The following is a 16,035-nucleotide window of genomic DNA, read 5'->3' on the forward strand; positions in this document are numbered from 1 at the left end:
GATGCCATCAGCATCCCGGCCTCACTCTTCACCGCCGGCCGAAACCTCAGCTTGGCGGCATCGGATAGTCATCGGCATTGAGCACCCAGCCGGGCTTGGCGGAAAAGTCGAGCCGCGGCGGCGCGAAGATGTCGACCAGTTGGTTGACGCCGGCGCCTTCGGCCGTGGTGGTGTGGATCGAGGGTGGCGGGATGACGCAGACCGAGGGCGACTCGCAATAGAGGTGCTCGTCCTCGCGCCAGACATTCATATTGGTCGTCCATGGCCAGCGCAGGTGATGGGTGAAGGCGCCGGTAAGCGCCAGCGAGCACTGCTCGAAATCGTCGTGATGGTGCGGCGAGACATTGTCGCGTGCCCGCGGACCATTTCTGGGCGTGAGGAAATTGATCATGAAGGTGGTGCAGCGATAGATGCGGCCGAAGCGGGACGGGTCCTCTGGCACGTCAAGACTGTACCAGCGCAGCTTCAACCCATCGGCAGGTTCGGGCCAGGGCTGGAAAGGCGGTACATTGGGATGGGCCTGCCGGAAGGCGTCGGCGTTCGAGGCCGCCTCGGCCATGTCCGCCGATTTGGGCGTCAGCAGCCGGATGATGGTTCCCGAAGTCAGCATGCGGATGCTGCTGTCGCCGGGCGGCACGAAAGCCACTGAGTAGCCGGGGACGCTCTCGGTCCCGGCTGCGGTCGTGATCTCGACCTGCGTGTCCGCGTCGGGAATGATCACGGCATATTCGTCGGGCTGGGCGCTGCGCACGAAACTGCCGCCGGCGATGGCCTTGCTATAGGCCAGGATGAAGTTCTGCCCGCGGGCGATCCAGGTCTCGCCGGCGGCTCCCCTGACCTGCGGCTCGGTGCCATAGAACAGGGCAAGCTGGGAGCCGAAGAAGCTGCTGTGTACCCAGCTGGCCTCGCGCTTGGCGCCGCTGCCGGCCAGGGTAGATCGGGGGTCGCTCGCAGTATACATGATGGTCCATCCTTTGTTGTCGCATCGGCTCGAAGCCGAAGGGCGCCGTCACGCCGGGAGCGGCGCCTGCTTTTTCAGTCCGAGGATTTCGCGCGCCTCGCCGGGAGTGGCCATGGTGCCGCCCAGGTCGCGCACCATGCGCACGGCCTTTTCGACCAGCTCGGTATTGCTCCGGGCCAGCACGCCCTTTTCGAGGAAGATGTTGTCTTCCAGGCCGACCCGCACATGGCCGTCCAGCAGCCAGGCCTGGGCCAGCATGGGGAATTCAAAGCGGCCCACGCCGCAACCGCCCCAGTTCGACCCGGCCGGCAGCAGGCTGCGCAGATAGGCCAGCGTTTCGGACGTGGCAATGGCGCCATAGCGAATGCCCAGCACGATCTGGCAAAATACCGGCGCTTCCAGCTTGCCTTGGCGAACCATGTCGTTGAGCAACTGGATATCGCCGCTGTCGAAGGCCTCGATTTCGGGGCGAACGCCGGCCGCCTGGATGCGCTCGGCCATGATCGACAGGTTGGCCGGCGTGTTGATGACCACCGAGGTGCCCGAATACATGGTGTTGAAGTCGAGGCTGCACAGCTCGGGTCGCAGGGCCTCGATATGGGCGACGCGGGGTTCGGGGCGGATCAGCGTGGTGCCGGGGGCGGCGACACTGGGATTGTCCTCGCTGGGAATGAAGCGCTGCCCGGGCCCTGTCGTCAGGTTGATGACGACGTCCTCGTCGGCCGCGCGCAGGCGCTCGACCACTTCACGATAGTGCTTGAGCTCCATGCTCGGTCGGCCATCGTCGTGGCGCACATGCACATGGATGATCGCCGCGCCGGCTCGGATCGCCTCGATGCCGGCATTGGCGATCTGTTCGGGCGTCACGGGCAGATAGGGGGTCTGGGCCAGCGTCGTGATATTGCCCGTCACCGCGCAGGTGAGGATAGTCGGATTGGCCACTTTGGGGTCCTTTGAACAGCACACTGGCGCGCTAGGTCTCACTGCTGCCGCCGCGACGGCAATGCGTTTCGTCCAGCGTTTCGCTTGCAGAAACGATCGGGGCTGGCATTTCGCAGAGAGAAACGGCGGCCGTTCAAGGTCGGTGGCCTGACCGGTGGTGTGTAGAAGGGGCATACAAGGAGATCACATGTCCGACCCGCGCCCGCATTTCACCTCGTTCCGCCAACGCCTGCTGGACCGGCAGCGCCTGTTCGGCACTTTCGTCAAGCTGCCCACGACGCAGGTCATCGAGATGTTGGGCCAGATCGGCTATGACTTCATCATCATTGACCAGGAGCATGCGCCGCTCGACCGGGCCATGACCGACCTGATGATCTTTGCCGCGCGGGCGTCCAATCTGGCGCCCGTTGTCCGGCTTGCCGAATTCACCGAGGCCAATGTGCTGTCCGCCCTGGACTGCGGCGCGATGGGCATCATGGTGCCGCATGTAGCATCGGTAGAGAAGGCGACGGCCATTGTCCGCGCCGCGCATTATTCGGGCGGCAGCCGCGGCTTTGTCGGCCTGTCGCGCGCCAGCAACTGGGGCAGTGCGGGCCCGGTCCAGCACATGGCGCTGCAGGACAGCCAGATTGCGGTGATCCCGATGATCGAGGATCAGCACGCCATCGACCTGGCTGGTGATATTGCCCGCGTCGAGGGCATCGACGCCTTGTTTGTCGGCCGGGGAGACCTCACCGCCTCCTTCCGCGATGATCCCGAGGCGGCCAGCAAGGTCGGCGAGATTGCCCGACGCGTGGCCGCCGCCGCCAGAGACGCCGATACGCCGCTGATGATGCTGCCGACCAGCCGCGCCGACTTTGACTTCGTCGCTTCCATTGGCGCCTCGGCCATGGTGATTTCGAGCGATCACGGCTTCATCCGTTCGGCTGCCACGGCGGCGCTCAAGGACTATGGTGCCTGACGCAGCGGCGCGGGCAGGGGAGATTGCTATGCCATTGATCGAGATTCCACCGCTGGCGGTGCCGCGCACGGTGCTGGTCACCGGGGGCAGCAGCGGCATCGGCCGGGCGACGGCGGCGCGGCTGGCCGCCCTGGGGGCGACGGTCGTCATCGGCTATAATAGCCGGGCGATGCTGGCCGATGAGGTCGTTGCCGGCCTGGCGGGCAGCGGCCACCTGGCCCTGCGCATTGCCATGGACGATGCCGAGTCGATCACCGCCGCCGCCGCGACCATCGAGCAGCGTTTCGGGAGTCTCGACGCGCTGGTCAATTCCGGTGGCTCCACCACCCCGGTCGCCGCCGGCGATCTCGACGCGCTGAGCGACGCGATCTTCGACCAGACGGTGATGATCAATCTGCGCGGACCGTTTGCCATGGTGCGCGCCTTCCGGACCTTGCTCGAGCGCGGCGATGGCGCCGCCATCGTCAATGTCTCGTCCATTGCGGCGCGCACCGGCCTGGGCAGCAGCCTCGCCTACTTGGCGGCCAAGGCGGGCGTCGACGCCCTGACCATTGCACTGGCCAAGGTGCTGGCGCCCAAGGTGCGGGTATTTTCGGTGTCACCCGCCGGGGTGGATACGGGCTTCGTGCCCGGCCGCAGCCGCGAGCAGCTGGAAAAGACGGCGGAGCGCTTGCCACTGGGCCATGTCACCACCCCCGATGACGTTGCCCGGGCCATCGTCGCCTGCATTGTCAATCTCACCAGTTCGACGGGCATTGTCGTGCCCGTCGATGAGGGAAGGCATCTCTGAACCGGGCATTCGCCTGACGGAACGCGCCGCCTCGCGCGTTGCGGCTGCGGGCGGATGATCTACTACTGAGGCAGTAATTGCCCGACGGGCACAAGGCAGGCCAGCATGGACAGGTTGAAATTCTACATTGACGGCCAGTGGGTCGATCCCGCCGTTCCCGCGACACTTGGCGTGGTCAATCCGGCCACCGAAGAGAACTTTGCCCGCATCAGCCTGGGCTCGGCGGCCGATGTCGACCGTGCCGCCGCGGCGGCCCGTCGCGCCTTTGCCAGCTATGCCGAGACCAGCGTCGCGCAGCGCCTGGGCTGGTTGAACGGCATCATCGACGGCTTCCGCGCCCGGCTGCCGGAGCTGGCGCGCACCATGACGCTGGAAATGGGCTCGCCCATCACCTTTGCCACCGAGCGCCAGGCGACCGTAGCGCTGTTCCACTTCGAGGAAGCCGTGCGCGTCCTCACCGATTTTGCCTTCGAGGAGCGCATGGGCGCCGGCATCGTCCGCCATGAGCCGATCGGCGTGTGCGGGCTGATCACGCCATGGAACTGGCCGCTCAACCAGGTGGCCTCCAAATTGGCGCCGGCCATCGCGACCGGTTGCACCGTCGTGCTGAAACCCAGCGAGATGGCGCCGCTCAGCGCCATGATCCTGGCCGAGATCATTGACGCGTCCGGCCTGCCGCCGGGCGTCTTCAACCTCGTCAATGGCGATGGGCCGACGGTGGGCGAGGCGATTGCCTCCCATCCTGAGGTGGACATGGTGTCCTTCACCGGGTCGACCGGCGCTGGCATCCGGGTGGCCATGCTGGCCGCCCCCACGGTCAAGCGCGTGGCGCAGGAACTGGGCGGGAAATCGGCCAATATCATTCTCGACGATGCTGACCTGCGCGGCTCGGTGATGGCCAGTGTGCATGCCTGCTACACCAATGCCGGCCAGAACTGCCAGTCGCCCACGCGCATGCTGGTGCATGTTTCCCAGCGCCAGGCGGCCTTTGACGCGGCGCGGGCGGCCGTGGCCAGCATCCGTCTGGGCGATCCGCTGCTGCCGGAAACCACCTTGGGGCCACTGGTCAGCCAGGGCCAGTTCGACAAGGTGCAAAGGCTCATCCAGGCGGGCCTCGACGAAGGCGCGACGCTGGTTGCCGGCGGCCTGGGCCGCCCGGCCGAGATGAACCATGGCTATTACGTCCATCCCACCGTGTTCGGCGATGTCACGCCGCAGATGACCATTGCCCGCGAAGAGATCTTTGGTCCGGTGCTGTCGATCCTCAATTACGAAAGCGAGGACGAGGCCATCTCGATCGCCAATGACACGCCTTTTGGCCTGGCCGGCTTTGTCCAGTCGGGTGACCCGGAGCGGGCGCTCAAGGTGGCCAGGCGGATACGCGCCGGTCGGGTCTATCTCAACGGCGCGGCGTTCGACCGCAGCCTGCCTTTCGGCGGCTACAAGCAGTCCGGCAATGGTCGGGAATTCGGTGTCTACGGCTTCCGGGAATATCTCGAAGTCAAAGCCGTGCTGGGCTATCCCGGCTAGGCATACAAAGCTGGCGTTCGACCGGCAAATCAGGCGTCAGCACAGGAGGAGTGCCCGTGAAACTAACTCAGGATGTCGTTCAGGGAGGCCTGTTTCTGGCCATTGGCGGGGCAGCCCTGCTGATGGGGCTGCAATATCCATTGGGCACGCCAGGGCGAATGGGGCCGGGTTTTTTCCCGATCATCATTTCCGCTTTGCTGGCCCTGACCGGCCTGGGCATCCTGCTGCGCGCGCGCCTCGGCACATCCGAGGTTATCCACATGACGCGGTGGCTGCCGCTCTTCATCGTCTCGGCCGCGATCATCGCCTTCGGTTTCCTGCTCGACAAGCTGGGCCTGCCGCTGGCCGTCCTGCTGCTCTGCGTCGGGGCGGCCATGGCCAGCATTCGCTTTCAGCTTGACTGGAAGGCTCTGGCCGGCGCCGCGGTGTTTTCCCTGATCTGCGGCATTCTGTTCGTCACCCTGCTTGGTCTGCCCATACCGCTGGTCGGTAGCTGGCTGCAGGCCCTGGGCGCCCCCTGATAACTCCCGGAGTTCGACATGGATATCTTCAGCGGGCTGCTGCTCGGCCTCCAGACGGCCAGCACGCTCACCAATTTCACCTATTGCTTTGCTGGCGTGCTGCTGGGCACGGCGGTCGGGGTGCTGCCGGGACTGGGGCCGATTGCCACCATTTCCATGCTGCTGCCCTTTACCTTCGGCCTGCCCGTCGATACGGCGCTGATCATGCTGGCCGGCATCTTCTACGGCTCGCAATATGGCGGCTCGACCACGGCGATCCTGATGAACCTGCCCGGCGAGGCGTCATCGGTGGTGACCACGCTGGACGGGCATGCCATGGCCAAGCAGGGCAAGGCCGGCCGTGCCCTGGCCGCGGCGGCCATCGGTAGCTTCTTTGCCGGTACGGTCGGGACCCTGTTCATCGTCATTGCCGCGCCGCTGCTGGCGGGCATGGCGCTGAGCTTCGGACCCACCGAATATTTCTCGCTGATCGTGCTGGGCCTGGTCACCTCGATGGTTTTGACCTCGGGCTCTTTGCTGACCGGGTTCGGCATGGTGCTGCTCGGCATGCTGCTGGGCATGGTGGGCACCGACGTCAATTCCGGCGCCGCGCGCTATACGTTCGGCTCACCCGACCTGATGGACGGGCTCAACTTCGTCGTCATTGCCACCGGCGTTTTCGGACTGGGCGATGTGCTGGCCAATCTCGAAAACGAGAGCACCCGCGCCGCCAGCATCGCCAAGGTCAGTTCGCTGTTTCCCACCCGCGAGGACTGGCGGCGCATGACGGGACCGATCCTGCGCGGCACCGGCATCGGCGTGCTGCTGGGCGTGCTGCCCGGCGCCGGCCTGCTGCTGTCGTCGTTCTCGGCCTATGCCCTGGAAAAGAAGATCTCCAAACATCCCGAGGAATTCGGCAAGGGCGCCATCGAGGGCGTGGCCGCGCCCGAGGCCGCCAATAATGCGGCCGCCCAGACGGCCTTCATCCCCATGCTCACCCTGGGCCTGCCCGGCACCGCCACCATGGCGCTGATGATCGGCGCCCTGGTCGTGCAGGGCGTGCAGCCGGGCCCCAATATCCTGGTGGAACAGCCGGCGCTGTTCTGGGGCCTGGTGGTCTCGATGTGGATCGGCAACCTGCTGCTGCTCATCCTCAACCTGCCGCTCGTCGGGCTGTGGGCCAGGCTGATCTCGATACCCTACCGTTACCTGTTCCCGCTGATCTGCGTGTTCACGGCCATCGGCGTCTACAGTATCCGCAACAGCGCCTTTGACGTCTATTTGATGACCCTGTTCGGCGTGCTGGGCTATGTCTTCCGCAAGGCCGGCGCCGAGCCGGCGCCGCTGATCCTGGCGCTGATCCTGGGGCCGATGGCGGAGGAATATCTGCGGCGCGCGCTGCTGATCTCGCATGGCAATGCCAGCGTCTTCTTCACCAGTCCGGTGAGCGTGGGCACGCTGCTGATCGCGCTGGTGCTGCTGGTGTCGATCCTGCTGCCGTCCTTCCGCCGCGTGCGCGAGGAAGGCCTCGCCGAAGTCGACTGACCCAGGCAGGGCCCGCAACAGCCATTCCCGGCAAAGGACCCGGCAAACATTGAGGAACTGATATGATTGGCGATACCCGCCTGCAAGACCATCTCGATCGCGAGAGCCTGTTCGACCTGGTGCGCCGGGAGCGCTTTGCGCGCGACCAGCGACGGTTCGATGTCATGGCGGCCTGCTTTCACCGCGACGCCTATATCCGTACCAGCTGGTATGACGGCACGGGCGGGGACGCCTATGTCGAGGCCAGCCGCAAGTGGATGGGCAATACCGGCAACAGCAAGCACTGGGTGTTTCCTGCCTTCGCCCAGATCCGCGGTGACCGGGCGACGGTGGAAAGTCCGGCCAAGATCTTCAACCGGGCCAGGCTCGATGGCGTCGAGATCGACTTCGAGGTGTTCTGCCGGTTCTTCTCGCGGGCCGTGCGCGAGGACGGGGACTGGAAGCTGGCCAGCTTCCAGGTGCTGTTCGAGCGCGACATCATGGCGCCGGTATTTGCCGACGATGCCCTGCCGGTCGACCGTGCCCTGCTCGACACCATGCGACCCTCCTACAAATTCCTGACCTATATCCAGCGCAGCCGGGGCATTGCGGTGAACCAGGAACTGCTGGGCGATGATCGGCCGGACGAGCTGGCTGCCTTTCATGCCGGCGAGGATCGCTGGCTGGCTGGCAGGGACTGAACGGCGCGGCGCGCGTTTCGAAGGGTGAAACGCCGGGCGTGACAGATAGGGTCTGCGCACCTGGTGCGCTAAGTCTGATCACAGCGAAGCCCGGGCATCCGAAAACGGGCAAGCAGGAGGAAACACATGAAAAGACGCGAATTTATCGTCCTGGGCGGCACTGCAGGACTACTGGCCTCGACGGGGATTTCGCTGGCGCAGGACAGCTGGCCCAGCAAGCCGGTGACGGTCATTTCGGCCTATCCACCGGGTGGCACGAGCGACATCCTGGCGCGCCTCGTCGCCGACGTGCTGACCGCCGAGTTCAAGCAGAACTTCATCCTGGAAAACGTGGCTGGCGCCGCCGGCGCCCTGGCGGGTGGCAAGCTCGCGCGCTCTGCGCCCGATGGCTATACCATCCTGGTCAGCGGCAGCGCGCCGCTGGCGGCCAACAAGGTGGTGCAGGCCAGCCTGGCCTATGACCCGGAAGCCGATTTCGAGCCGATCACCGTGCTGGCGGCCAGCCCGGCTCTGCTGACGGCCAGCCTGGACGCGCCAGCCAACACTCTGCAGGAGATGATCGCCTATGCGAAAGCCAATCCAGGCGAGTTGAACATCGGCAATCCCGGCGCCGGCACCAAGGGGCATATCTGCGCGGCCATCATCGGCCAGACGGCGGGCATTGAGATCAACCACGTGCCCTACAAGGGCTCGCCACCGCTGATGGCGGACCTGCTGGGTGGCCATATCGCGTTCTCGCTCGACGCGCCGGCCAACTACATTCCCCATATCAAGGCCGGCAAGCTCAAGGCCCTGGCCGTCACTTCGGCCACGCGCCTGGCCGAACTGCCCGACGTTCCCACCGTCGCCGAGCAGGGTCTCGAGGGCTATGACCAGACGCTGTGGTTCGGTATTGTCGGCCCCAAGGGCATGCCGGCCGAGATCGTCGGCAAGATCAACGACGCGCTCAGGGCCTGGAGCGCCCTGCCGGAATCGCAGGCCATGCTGGCCTCGTTCGGCGTCGCACCCGTCCTGGAGGGTCCTGAGGCGATGCGGGAAACCGTGGCGCGTGAAATCGAGGGCATCCGGCCGCTGGTTGATGCCGGTCTGGTGCAGCCGACCTGACGATCTGCCGCAACGCGCGTGAACCTTGCTTGCCGTCCCGCATTGCGGGGCGGCATTGTCTGGCGGGTCAGCCCGCCTGGTCGCGAGCGAAGGTGACGAATGCCGTCAGGCGGGTGACCCCGAAGGACAGGATAGCCTCATCAGCAATGCGGCCCGCGATATTCTTGTCGTTGGCGAAGGGCACGACGACTTCCAGCGATGGATAAACCAACGCCAGCATGCCGTTGAGAATGTACTTGAGATGGCTTTGTGCCCGGACCCCGCCCAGCGCGCCGCCAGAGACGGAAATGACAAAGCACGGCTTGTTCACAAAAACCGAGTTGTAGGCAGGACGCGAGGCCCAGTCGATGGCGTTCTTGAGCACGCCGGGGATGGAATAGTTGTATTCCGGCGTCACGAAGACGACGCCATCGGCGGAGCGGATGGCCTCGTTGAGCGCGGCGACCTGCTCATCGTCGTGCGTATCGGCATTGTAATGGGGCAGGGTGCCGATCTCGGCAAAGCTGACCTCCGCCTCGTCGACAAGGCGTTCGGCCATCGAATGGGCCATGGCTTTTGAAGCCGAGGCGGCGCGCAGGCTGCCGACCATAAACAGGATCTTGGGCATGAACTCTTTCCGAGGGGTCATAGTCGGGGCAGCCAGGTAGCGATCAAGGGGAAGGCCACGATGATGGCGATGGTGACGAACATGGCGATGACGAAGGGGAAGGCGCCCCGGAAGATCTCGCCGACCTTGAGATCAGGATCGTCGAGTGCCGCCTTGATCGTATAGACCGACAGCCCGAACGGGGGTGTGAGCAGACCGATCTCGATGGCAATGACGGTGATGACGCCGAACCAGATCAGGTCAAAGCCTGCGGCCGAGGCGACGGGCAGGGCGATGGGCAGCATGATCAGCATGATCGAGATAGAGTCGATGAGAAAGCCCAGGATGATCACCAGGGCAATATAGGCCAGCAGGAAGCCCCAGGGCCCGATCGGCCCGTCCAGCAGGAAAACCGCCAGCGAATTGGGCATGCCGGACAGGGCCAGCATGCGCGAGAAAAAGCTCGCCGCCAGGATCAGGAACAGCACCGAGACGGTGATCTGGCCGGTTTCCACCAGCAGTTTCCAGAAGGTGCGGCGATTGAGCGAGCGACGCAGCAGGGCGATGACCAGAGCGCCGGCAGCTCCGGCGGCACCGGCCTCGGTCGGATTGAACAGCCCGCCATAGAGACCGCCCAGGACCAAGGCGATCAGGGCGACGATCGGGGTGGCCATGCGCAGGATGGCCCAGACACTGATGGACTCCTGCTCGATTATTTCCTGTTCGGCGTCAAACACAAATTTGGGCTGGGTCTTGGCCAGCACATAGATGGTGGCGCAGAACATGATGGCCAGCAGCAGGCCCGGGCCAATGCCGGCCAGGAACATGCGCCCGACCGACTCTTCGGCCTGCACGGCATAGACGATGAACAGCAGGGACGGTGGGATCAGCATGCCCAGCACGGACGAACCGGCGACCACGCCGGTGGCGAATTTGCGCGTATAGCCATGCCGGATCATTTCGGGGACGGCGACGCGCGAGAAGACGGTGGCCGAGGCGATGGAAATGCCGGTAATGGCAGCAAAGACCGCATTGGCAAACACGGTCGCCTGGCCGAGGCCGGCGGTGAAGCGCCGCAGCAGTCGTTGAAAGACATCGAAGGTGTCGCGGCCCACCCCTGAAACGGTCACCAGCAGACCCATCAGCACAAAGAGCGGCACGACCGCATAGAGGTATTCTTCGAGCGAGTCATTGGCCACCTGACCCAGCATGCGGATGGCGACCATGTCGCTGCGGATGAACATCACGCTGACAAAGGAGGTCACCAGCATGCTGACGCCAATGGGCATGCCGACCACGATCAGCACGATCAATGCGCTGATGGACAGCCAGCCGATGTCGATGGGGCTCATGACGGCCCTTTCCCGGAAAAGAAGGATGCGTGGAGATAACGCAGGGCCTTGAACAGAAATTCGGCGGCGGCAACGCTCATGCCCAGCGTGATCAGGCTGCGGAACGGCCAGGTGGGCAGCGTGCCGAGGCCGGGAATGCCGATGAAATCGCCCGAGGCCCAGTCTCCGCCCAGAATGCCGAAGGAGGCCCAGGCAATGAGGCCCAGAATCGCGGCGCCTGTCAGGCAGAACAGGGCGTTGAGCAATGCGGCCAGGCGCGGCCAGCCGACGTCGAGGGCACCGATGACCATCTCCACCTGGGCCAGGCGCCCCGCGCGGATGGCGCTGGGCAGCTGCAATGCAACGATCAGCACCACCATCATGGCGCCCAGTTCCGAGACCAGGGGCAGCGAGCCGCCAAAGCCGTTGCGGACCACGATATCGGCACAGATGACGGCCATGAGTACGGCGATGAAGGCGGTGGCGAGGGCAGCCAGCCCGTCCACCACAAAGGACCAGGCCCGAAAGAGGGGATGGTGGTGTCCCCCTGAGGGGACACCGATTGCGGGCTTGTCTGACATGGTACGGTTTGGTCCTAGAGCTCTTCGTCCCAGGCGCGCGAGGGCTCGACACCCTTGGCACGCAGGGCGGCCATGTACTGCTTGACGAACTCGACGGCAGGGACGCCCTGGGCTTCAAGCGGGGTGGCCCATTCGCCGGCCAGGTTGGGCAGCATGTCGACCCATTTCTGGCGTTCTTCGGCGGGCATGTTGACGATGGTCACCTTGGGGTTCTGGTTGGCACCCTGTTCCACCATGGTGTTGAGCGCGACCTCGTGCAGGTCGACCATCTGCTGGCCATGACTCTTGGTGTAGTACTTGCCGGCCTCGATCATGGCTGCCTGCACTTCTTCGGGCAGGGTTTCCCAGGTGTCCATGTTGATCGCGATCGCGCCGGAGAAGGCGGCCGCCGCGTCAAAGCGGTTGATATAGGGGGCCACTTCGTAAAGCTTGATCGGCAGCACACCGAGCGCCAGGCTCAGTGCACCGTCGGACACGCCGGTCTGCACGTCGGTGTAGAATGTGGTCAGGGCGCCATCGACGGCATTGGCGCCGGTGCCGCGCAGCCAGCTGCCGAGCACGCCCGGTGCCGACAGCTTCATGCCGGAGATGTCGGCAATGCCTTCGAGCGGCTCCTTGGTATAGATGTCGTAGAGATCGGTAGCGGTCAGGCCCAGCACCTTGACGTTGTGGTTTTCCCATTCGGCCTTGAAGGCTTCGTTGCTGACCAGCAGTTCATCGATGACTTCGAGCAGCGCCGGCACGTCGGTCACGGCAAAGGGCGTATTGGTGGACACCTGGCTGAGTGGCAGCTGTGCCGGCTCGAGGAAGGAGAATACCCAGCCTATATCGGTGATGCCATCCTCGACCGAGGAAAGCGTGGCATTGGCCTTGTAGAGCTGGCCGCCAAAGGCCTCGTTCCAGTTGATCTTGTAGGTGCCGGTCTCGGCCAGCAGCTCGTCGGTGCGGGCCATGAAATGGGTCTGGATCATGCCCACCCAGGGCACCACCGTCGGGTGGCTCGAGGCCACGGTCAGGCTGATCTGTTCCTGTGCGGAAACACCGGCCGGCAGCACCAGGGCTGCGGCGGTCAGGACGGCTAGAAACGCTTTCATTGTATTCCTCCCTTTGAAGCGATTAGTTGATGTCGAAAGTCTGCGACGAGAAGTCGACGCGCACCGTGATCGAGCCCTCATTGACCATCCAGGGCCGTATCCGGAAGGTCCGGGCACCGGAGCGATGCATGGGGTCCTGCTCGGCGATTGCCCTGGCGGCCCCTGCCGATTCAGCCCGGATGATGACCATGCCCTCGCCCTCCCAGGAGAGTTCGTCGTCGGTCCAGAGTGGGCCGGCGGCAAACATGATCCCCTGCTTTTCCAGGCTCATCTGGAACTGCAGGTGTTCTTCCATCTGCGCGAAAACCGGGCCGAGTCCGTTGGTCGGGCTGGTAAAAACGGCATAAAGCTGTTTTTGCAGCATGCCGCTGGATGCCGCGCGGACATCCTGTGCCGGCACTGTTTTCAATGCCTGGTCGTCACTCATGAACTCCTCCCCTGGCGTGCTGCCTGGCCGGATTGTTCCATGGCCAATTCAGCGCGGATTTCGGCGCCATGCTCGTCGAGCGTTGGCGGTGGCACGATGGCGAGTTCGGGCTGGCCATCGAAATTGTAGGGCGCCCGCACGGTGGTGAAGGTGCCCATTTCGGGATGCTCGGCCGAGACCTTGATCTGCAGATGCCGTGCCTGCGGGTCCTCCAGCGCCTCGTTGGCGTCATAGGCCGGCGAGAACGGCACTTCATGGGCATCGAGCAGGGCGCACCATTCGGCGCGGTTCTTCTGCCGGAAGATGGGGGTAAAGACCGCGATCAACTCGTCCTGGTGCTGGATGCGCGCCAGGCGCTCAGCAAAGCGCGGATCGTCGTTGAGCTGCTGCTGGCCGGTCGCCGCCAGCAGGGAATCCCAGAACTTGGTGGGCGAGGACAGGTGAAAGGCGATCCAGGTGCCGTCGGCGCATTCGAAGGTATAGGATTGCGACACGACGGGCCGGGACAGCGGCCCCATGATCTCCCCGGCCGAGTAGTAATGGGTGAAGCTGTCGAGGTTGAAGTGAGTCATGGCCTCGAGCATGGAAATGTCGATGCGGCGGCCGGCGCCGCTCTTGCCGCGCTCCAGCAGCGCCGCCAGGATCGCCATGGCGGCATATTGCCCGGTGATGGAATCGGCGATGGCCGGGCCTATGACGCGCGGCTGTTCCGGTGGCGTCAGCAGGCGCAGATAGCCGCTGGCCGCTTGCGCCACCGTGTCATAGACTGGCCGGTGGCTGGCCGGACCGGTATTGCCGAGGCCGGAAATGGCGCAATAGACCAGCGACGGATTGATGCGGCGCAGCTCTTCCTCGCCGGCGCCGAGCTTTTCGGCCACGCCCGGCCGAAAGTTCTGGATGAAGACATCGGCGGAGCGGATGAGGGCGTGGAACACCGCCAGGTCGTCTTCCTGCTTGGTGTCCAGCGCAATCGAGCGCTTGTTGCGGTTATAGGTCTGATAGTGCGGCGAATAGAGCCCGCCCTTGAAGGCGCGGAACGGGTCGCCCGTACCGGGCCGTTCGACCTTGATGACATCGGCGCCCAGGTCGGCCAGGTGCATGCCGGCGGCGGGACCGGTGATATAGGTGCCCAGTTCGATCACCCGCACGCTTTTGAGTATCTTCACCGCAAATTCTCCCTGGCCCGCTCAGCGGGTCTTGATTTCTTTGCCGGACAGCTTGCCGTCATAGGCAATGGCGCGGTCGGCCTGGTTGCTCATGATGAAGCCGATCGAGCGCATGGATTCTTCGAACAGATGGGCGGAAAGGCCTGCCGTGCGGGCCAGCAGCGGCACGGCCTTGAGCGCGCCGAGCGGCCAGCCGGCGTCGAGCATGACGGCGGGGATGGCGCCCGACACATTGATCGGCAGCGGGCGTTCGATGATGCCGGGAGCATGCTCGGCCAGGATGCGCAAAGCGTCGACATAACGGCCCGAGATCCCCAGTTCGTCGGCAATCTCCAGCAGGCGGTGGGCCCGCGGGTCGCCGCCGCTATGCTGCGGGTGACCGAGGCCGGGGACTTTTTTCTTTGCGGCCTTGAGCGCGGCAAGGCTGGTCTTGGCGGCTGTCTGGACGTCAGTGCCGTCACGGGCGGCCTGCTGCAGCACCTCCTCGAGATAGAGGCCGGCGGTTTCCGAGCTGCCGGCAACCACGCTGCCCATGCCCAGCAGGCCCGCCGCCATGGCGCCCTGCCAGGCCTCGGGACCGGCAGCCAGTGTCATGCGCGCCGCCTGCACCGAGGGGACAAGTCCATGCTCGGCGATGGCAACCAGGCAAGCGTCCAGCATCTGGCGCTGCGCCGGGCTGCAGCGCTCGCCCAGCACCAGCAGCCAGAAGTAGTCGGTGAAATTGATCTGGCCGATCAGGTCGGCGCACAGGTCCTCGCCGCGGACGGTGATGGAGTCCGCGTCAGAGGTGGCGATGGCCGTGTTGGCATTGTCCTGCTTGCCGATCCGCATCGTCGCTCCCAAAGTTTTCGCATACCGAAAATAATTGCTCTTGCCGAAAACCTAGCCCTGACTTAGGCTGGCGTCAAGTTACGATCCTGCTCGAGGTAAAAATGGCTTCGGCTCCGGCCCCTGCGCTCCGACCAGACCACACCGACCCACGGCCGCCCGAATTCGTGGAGGCGCTGGCCAAGGGCATCGGCATTCTCGAGAGTTTTGATGCCGCCCATCCCGAAATGACGCTGAGCGACATTGCCCGGCGCGTCGGGCTGAGCCCGGCCGCGGCGCGGCGCAGCCTGATCACGCTGCAGGCGCTGGGCTATGTCGGGCAGAACGGCCGACGCTTTCACCTGCGCCCCAAGGTGCTGACCCTGGGGTCGGCACTGTTCTTCTCGGCGGGAATCGGCGAGGTGCTGCAGCCCGATCTGCGCGAACTGGTCGAGCAGTTCGGTGATGCCTCCTCGATCGGCACCCTCAGCGGCGATGACGTCATCTACATCGCCCACAGCTCGGTGCAGCGGGCGCGCCGCGCCACCGCGACCATCGGCGCGCATTATCCGGCCTATGCAACCTCGCTGGGCCGGGTGCTGCTGGCCGGCCTGCGCGATGACGAACTCGAGGACTATCTGGAGAGGGTAAGGCCGGAGGCGCTGACCTCGAAAACGGTCACCGATGCTGCGGCGCTGCGCACCCTCATCCTGGCGGTTCGGGTGGACGGCTACTCGACCACTGTCGACCAGCTCGACTACGGCATTACCGCGCTGGGCGTCGCCATCAAGGGCCCGGACGGACGGACAGTGGCAGCGCTCAATACCTCGGGCTATTCCGGCATGGTGACCCCGGCCCAGCTCATTGCCGAGCGCCTGCCAACGCTGCATGCCGCCGCCGCGCGCATCGGACAGGCGATCATTCGCTACCCGATCCTGCAATCGATCATGGGCCCCTAGGGCCGCATTGAACACGGTCGTCACCGCGACCCGCCAATGGCGCCCTGCCTGGCACAACGGTGACGCCATTA

Annotated in this window: 17 protein-coding genes; 8 read left to right on the forward strand and 9 right to left on the reverse strand. The window is 64.9% G+C overall.

All coding sequences use genetic code 11. The features are described 5' to 3' along the window. Positions 1 to 46: 46 nt before the first annotated feature. Complete coding sequence (locus tag AC4NN3_RS02155; protein ID WP_491925505.1) at positions 47 to 961, reverse strand: cupin domain-containing protein; 915 nt, start codon at positions 959 to 961, stop codon at positions 47 to 49. 48 nt (positions 962 to 1,009) lie between these two features. Further along, on the reverse strand, positions 1,010 to 1,903 hold the full coding sequence (locus AC4NN3_RS02160) for a beta-keto acid cleavage family enzyme (protein ID WP_491925506.1): 894 nt from the start codon (positions 1,901 to 1,903) through the stop codon (positions 1,010 to 1,012). A 187-nt stretch (positions 1,904 to 2,090) separates the two neighbouring features. Between AC4NN3_RS02160 and AC4NN3_RS02165 the strand changes: the two genes are divergently transcribed. From AC4NN3_RS02165 to AC4NN3_RS02195, 7 genes are all read left to right on the forward strand, one after another. Then, on the forward strand, positions 2,091 to 2,864 hold the full coding sequence (locus AC4NN3_RS02165) for an HpcH/HpaI aldolase family protein (RefSeq protein WP_491925507.1): 774 nt from the start codon (positions 2,091 to 2,093) through the stop codon (positions 2,862 to 2,864). A gap of 28 nt (positions 2,865 to 2,892) precedes the next feature. Continuing rightward, entirely contained in the window at positions 2,893 to 3,654 is a 762-nt protein-coding gene (locus tag AC4NN3_RS02170; RefSeq protein WP_491925508.1) for an SDR family NAD(P)-dependent oxidoreductase, read from the forward strand. Positions 3,655 to 3,759: 105 nt separating this feature from the next. Beyond that, a complete protein-coding gene (locus AC4NN3_RS02175; RefSeq protein ID WP_491925509.1) occupies positions 3,760 to 5,184 on the forward strand; it encodes an aldehyde dehydrogenase family protein in 1,425 nt (474 codons plus the stop codon). A gap of 56 nt (positions 5,185 to 5,240) precedes the next feature. Then, complete coding sequence (locus AC4NN3_RS02180; protein WP_491925510.1) at positions 5,241 to 5,705, forward strand: tripartite tricarboxylate transporter TctB family protein; 465 nt, start codon at positions 5,241 to 5,243, stop codon at positions 5,703 to 5,705. An 18-nt stretch (positions 5,706 to 5,723) separates the two neighbouring features. Beyond that, a complete protein-coding gene (locus tag AC4NN3_RS02185; RefSeq protein WP_491925511.1) occupies positions 5,724 to 7,229 on the forward strand; it encodes a tripartite tricarboxylate transporter permease in 1,506 nt (501 codons plus the stop codon). A 62-nt stretch (positions 7,230 to 7,291) separates the two neighbouring features. Beyond that, positions 7,292 to 7,909, forward strand: a complete 618-nt coding sequence (locus tag AC4NN3_RS02190; protein WP_491925512.1) for a nuclear transport factor 2 family protein — start codon at positions 7,292 to 7,294, stop codon at positions 7,907 to 7,909. 126 nt (positions 7,910 to 8,035) lie between these two features. Continuing rightward, positions 8,036 to 9,013 carry a Bug family tripartite tricarboxylate transporter substrate binding protein gene (locus AC4NN3_RS02195; protein WP_491925513.1) on the forward strand — a complete coding sequence of 326 codons (978 nt, stop codon included), beginning with the start codon at positions 8,036 to 8,038 and terminating at the stop codon, positions 9,011 to 9,013. Between the two features lie 67 nt (positions 9,014 to 9,080). Here AC4NN3_RS02195 and AC4NN3_RS02200 read toward each other — a convergent pair whose 3' ends face one another. From AC4NN3_RS02200 to AC4NN3_RS02230, 7 genes are read right to left on the reverse strand one after another with little or no spacing between them, the layout of a single operon-like run. Beyond that, entirely contained in the window at positions 9,081 to 9,620 is a 540-nt protein-coding gene (locus tag AC4NN3_RS02200; protein WP_491925514.1) for an NADPH-dependent FMN reductase, read from the reverse strand. A 17-nt stretch (positions 9,621 to 9,637) separates the two neighbouring features. After that, positions 9,638 to 10,951: a TRAP transporter large permease gene (locus AC4NN3_RS02205; protein WP_491925515.1), complete on the reverse strand. Its 1,314-nt coding sequence runs from the start codon at positions 10,949 to 10,951 to the stop codon at positions 9,638 to 9,640. Next, positions 10,948 to 11,511, reverse strand: a complete 564-nt coding sequence (locus AC4NN3_RS02210) for a TRAP transporter small permease subunit (RefSeq protein ID WP_491925516.1) — start codon at positions 11,509 to 11,511, stop codon at positions 10,948 to 10,950. The genes AC4NN3_RS02205 and AC4NN3_RS02210 overlap by 4 nt, the downstream gene beginning before the upstream one ends. Positions 11,512 to 11,525: 14 nt before the next feature. Next, positions 11,526 to 12,605 carry a C4-dicarboxylate TRAP transporter substrate-binding protein gene (locus AC4NN3_RS02215; protein ID WP_491925517.1) on the reverse strand — a complete coding sequence of 360 codons (1,080 nt, stop codon included), beginning with the start codon at positions 12,603 to 12,605 and terminating at the stop codon, positions 11,526 to 11,528. Between the two features lie 22 nt (positions 12,606 to 12,627). Continuing rightward, positions 12,628 to 13,032 (reverse strand): YciI family protein, encoded by a 405-nt coding sequence (locus AC4NN3_RS02220; RefSeq protein ID WP_491925518.1) that lies wholly within the window; start codon positions 13,030 to 13,032, stop codon positions 12,628 to 12,630. Continuing rightward, positions 13,029 to 14,198 carry a CaiB/BaiF CoA transferase family protein gene (locus AC4NN3_RS02225; protein WP_491925519.1) on the reverse strand — a complete coding sequence of 390 codons (1,170 nt, stop codon included), beginning with the start codon at positions 14,196 to 14,198 and terminating at the stop codon, positions 13,029 to 13,031. The genes AC4NN3_RS02220 and AC4NN3_RS02225 overlap by 4 nt, the downstream gene beginning before the upstream one ends. Before the next feature lie 21 nt (positions 14,199 to 14,219). Further along, positions 14,220 to 15,029: a citryl-CoA lyase gene (locus AC4NN3_RS02230; protein WP_491925520.1), complete on the reverse strand. Its 810-nt coding sequence runs from the start codon at positions 15,027 to 15,029 to the stop codon at positions 14,220 to 14,222. A gap of 101 nt (positions 15,030 to 15,130) precedes the next feature. Here AC4NN3_RS02230 and AC4NN3_RS02235 point away from each other — a divergent pair, with 101 nt between their 5' ends. After that, positions 15,131 to 15,964: an IclR family transcriptional regulator domain-containing protein gene (locus AC4NN3_RS02235; protein ID WP_491925521.1), complete on the forward strand. Its 834-nt coding sequence runs from the start codon at positions 15,131 to 15,133 to the stop codon at positions 15,962 to 15,964. Positions 15,965 to 16,035 lie beyond the last annotated feature (71 nt).

The organism is Devosia sp. MDV22-iso42 (assembly GCF_058629155.1).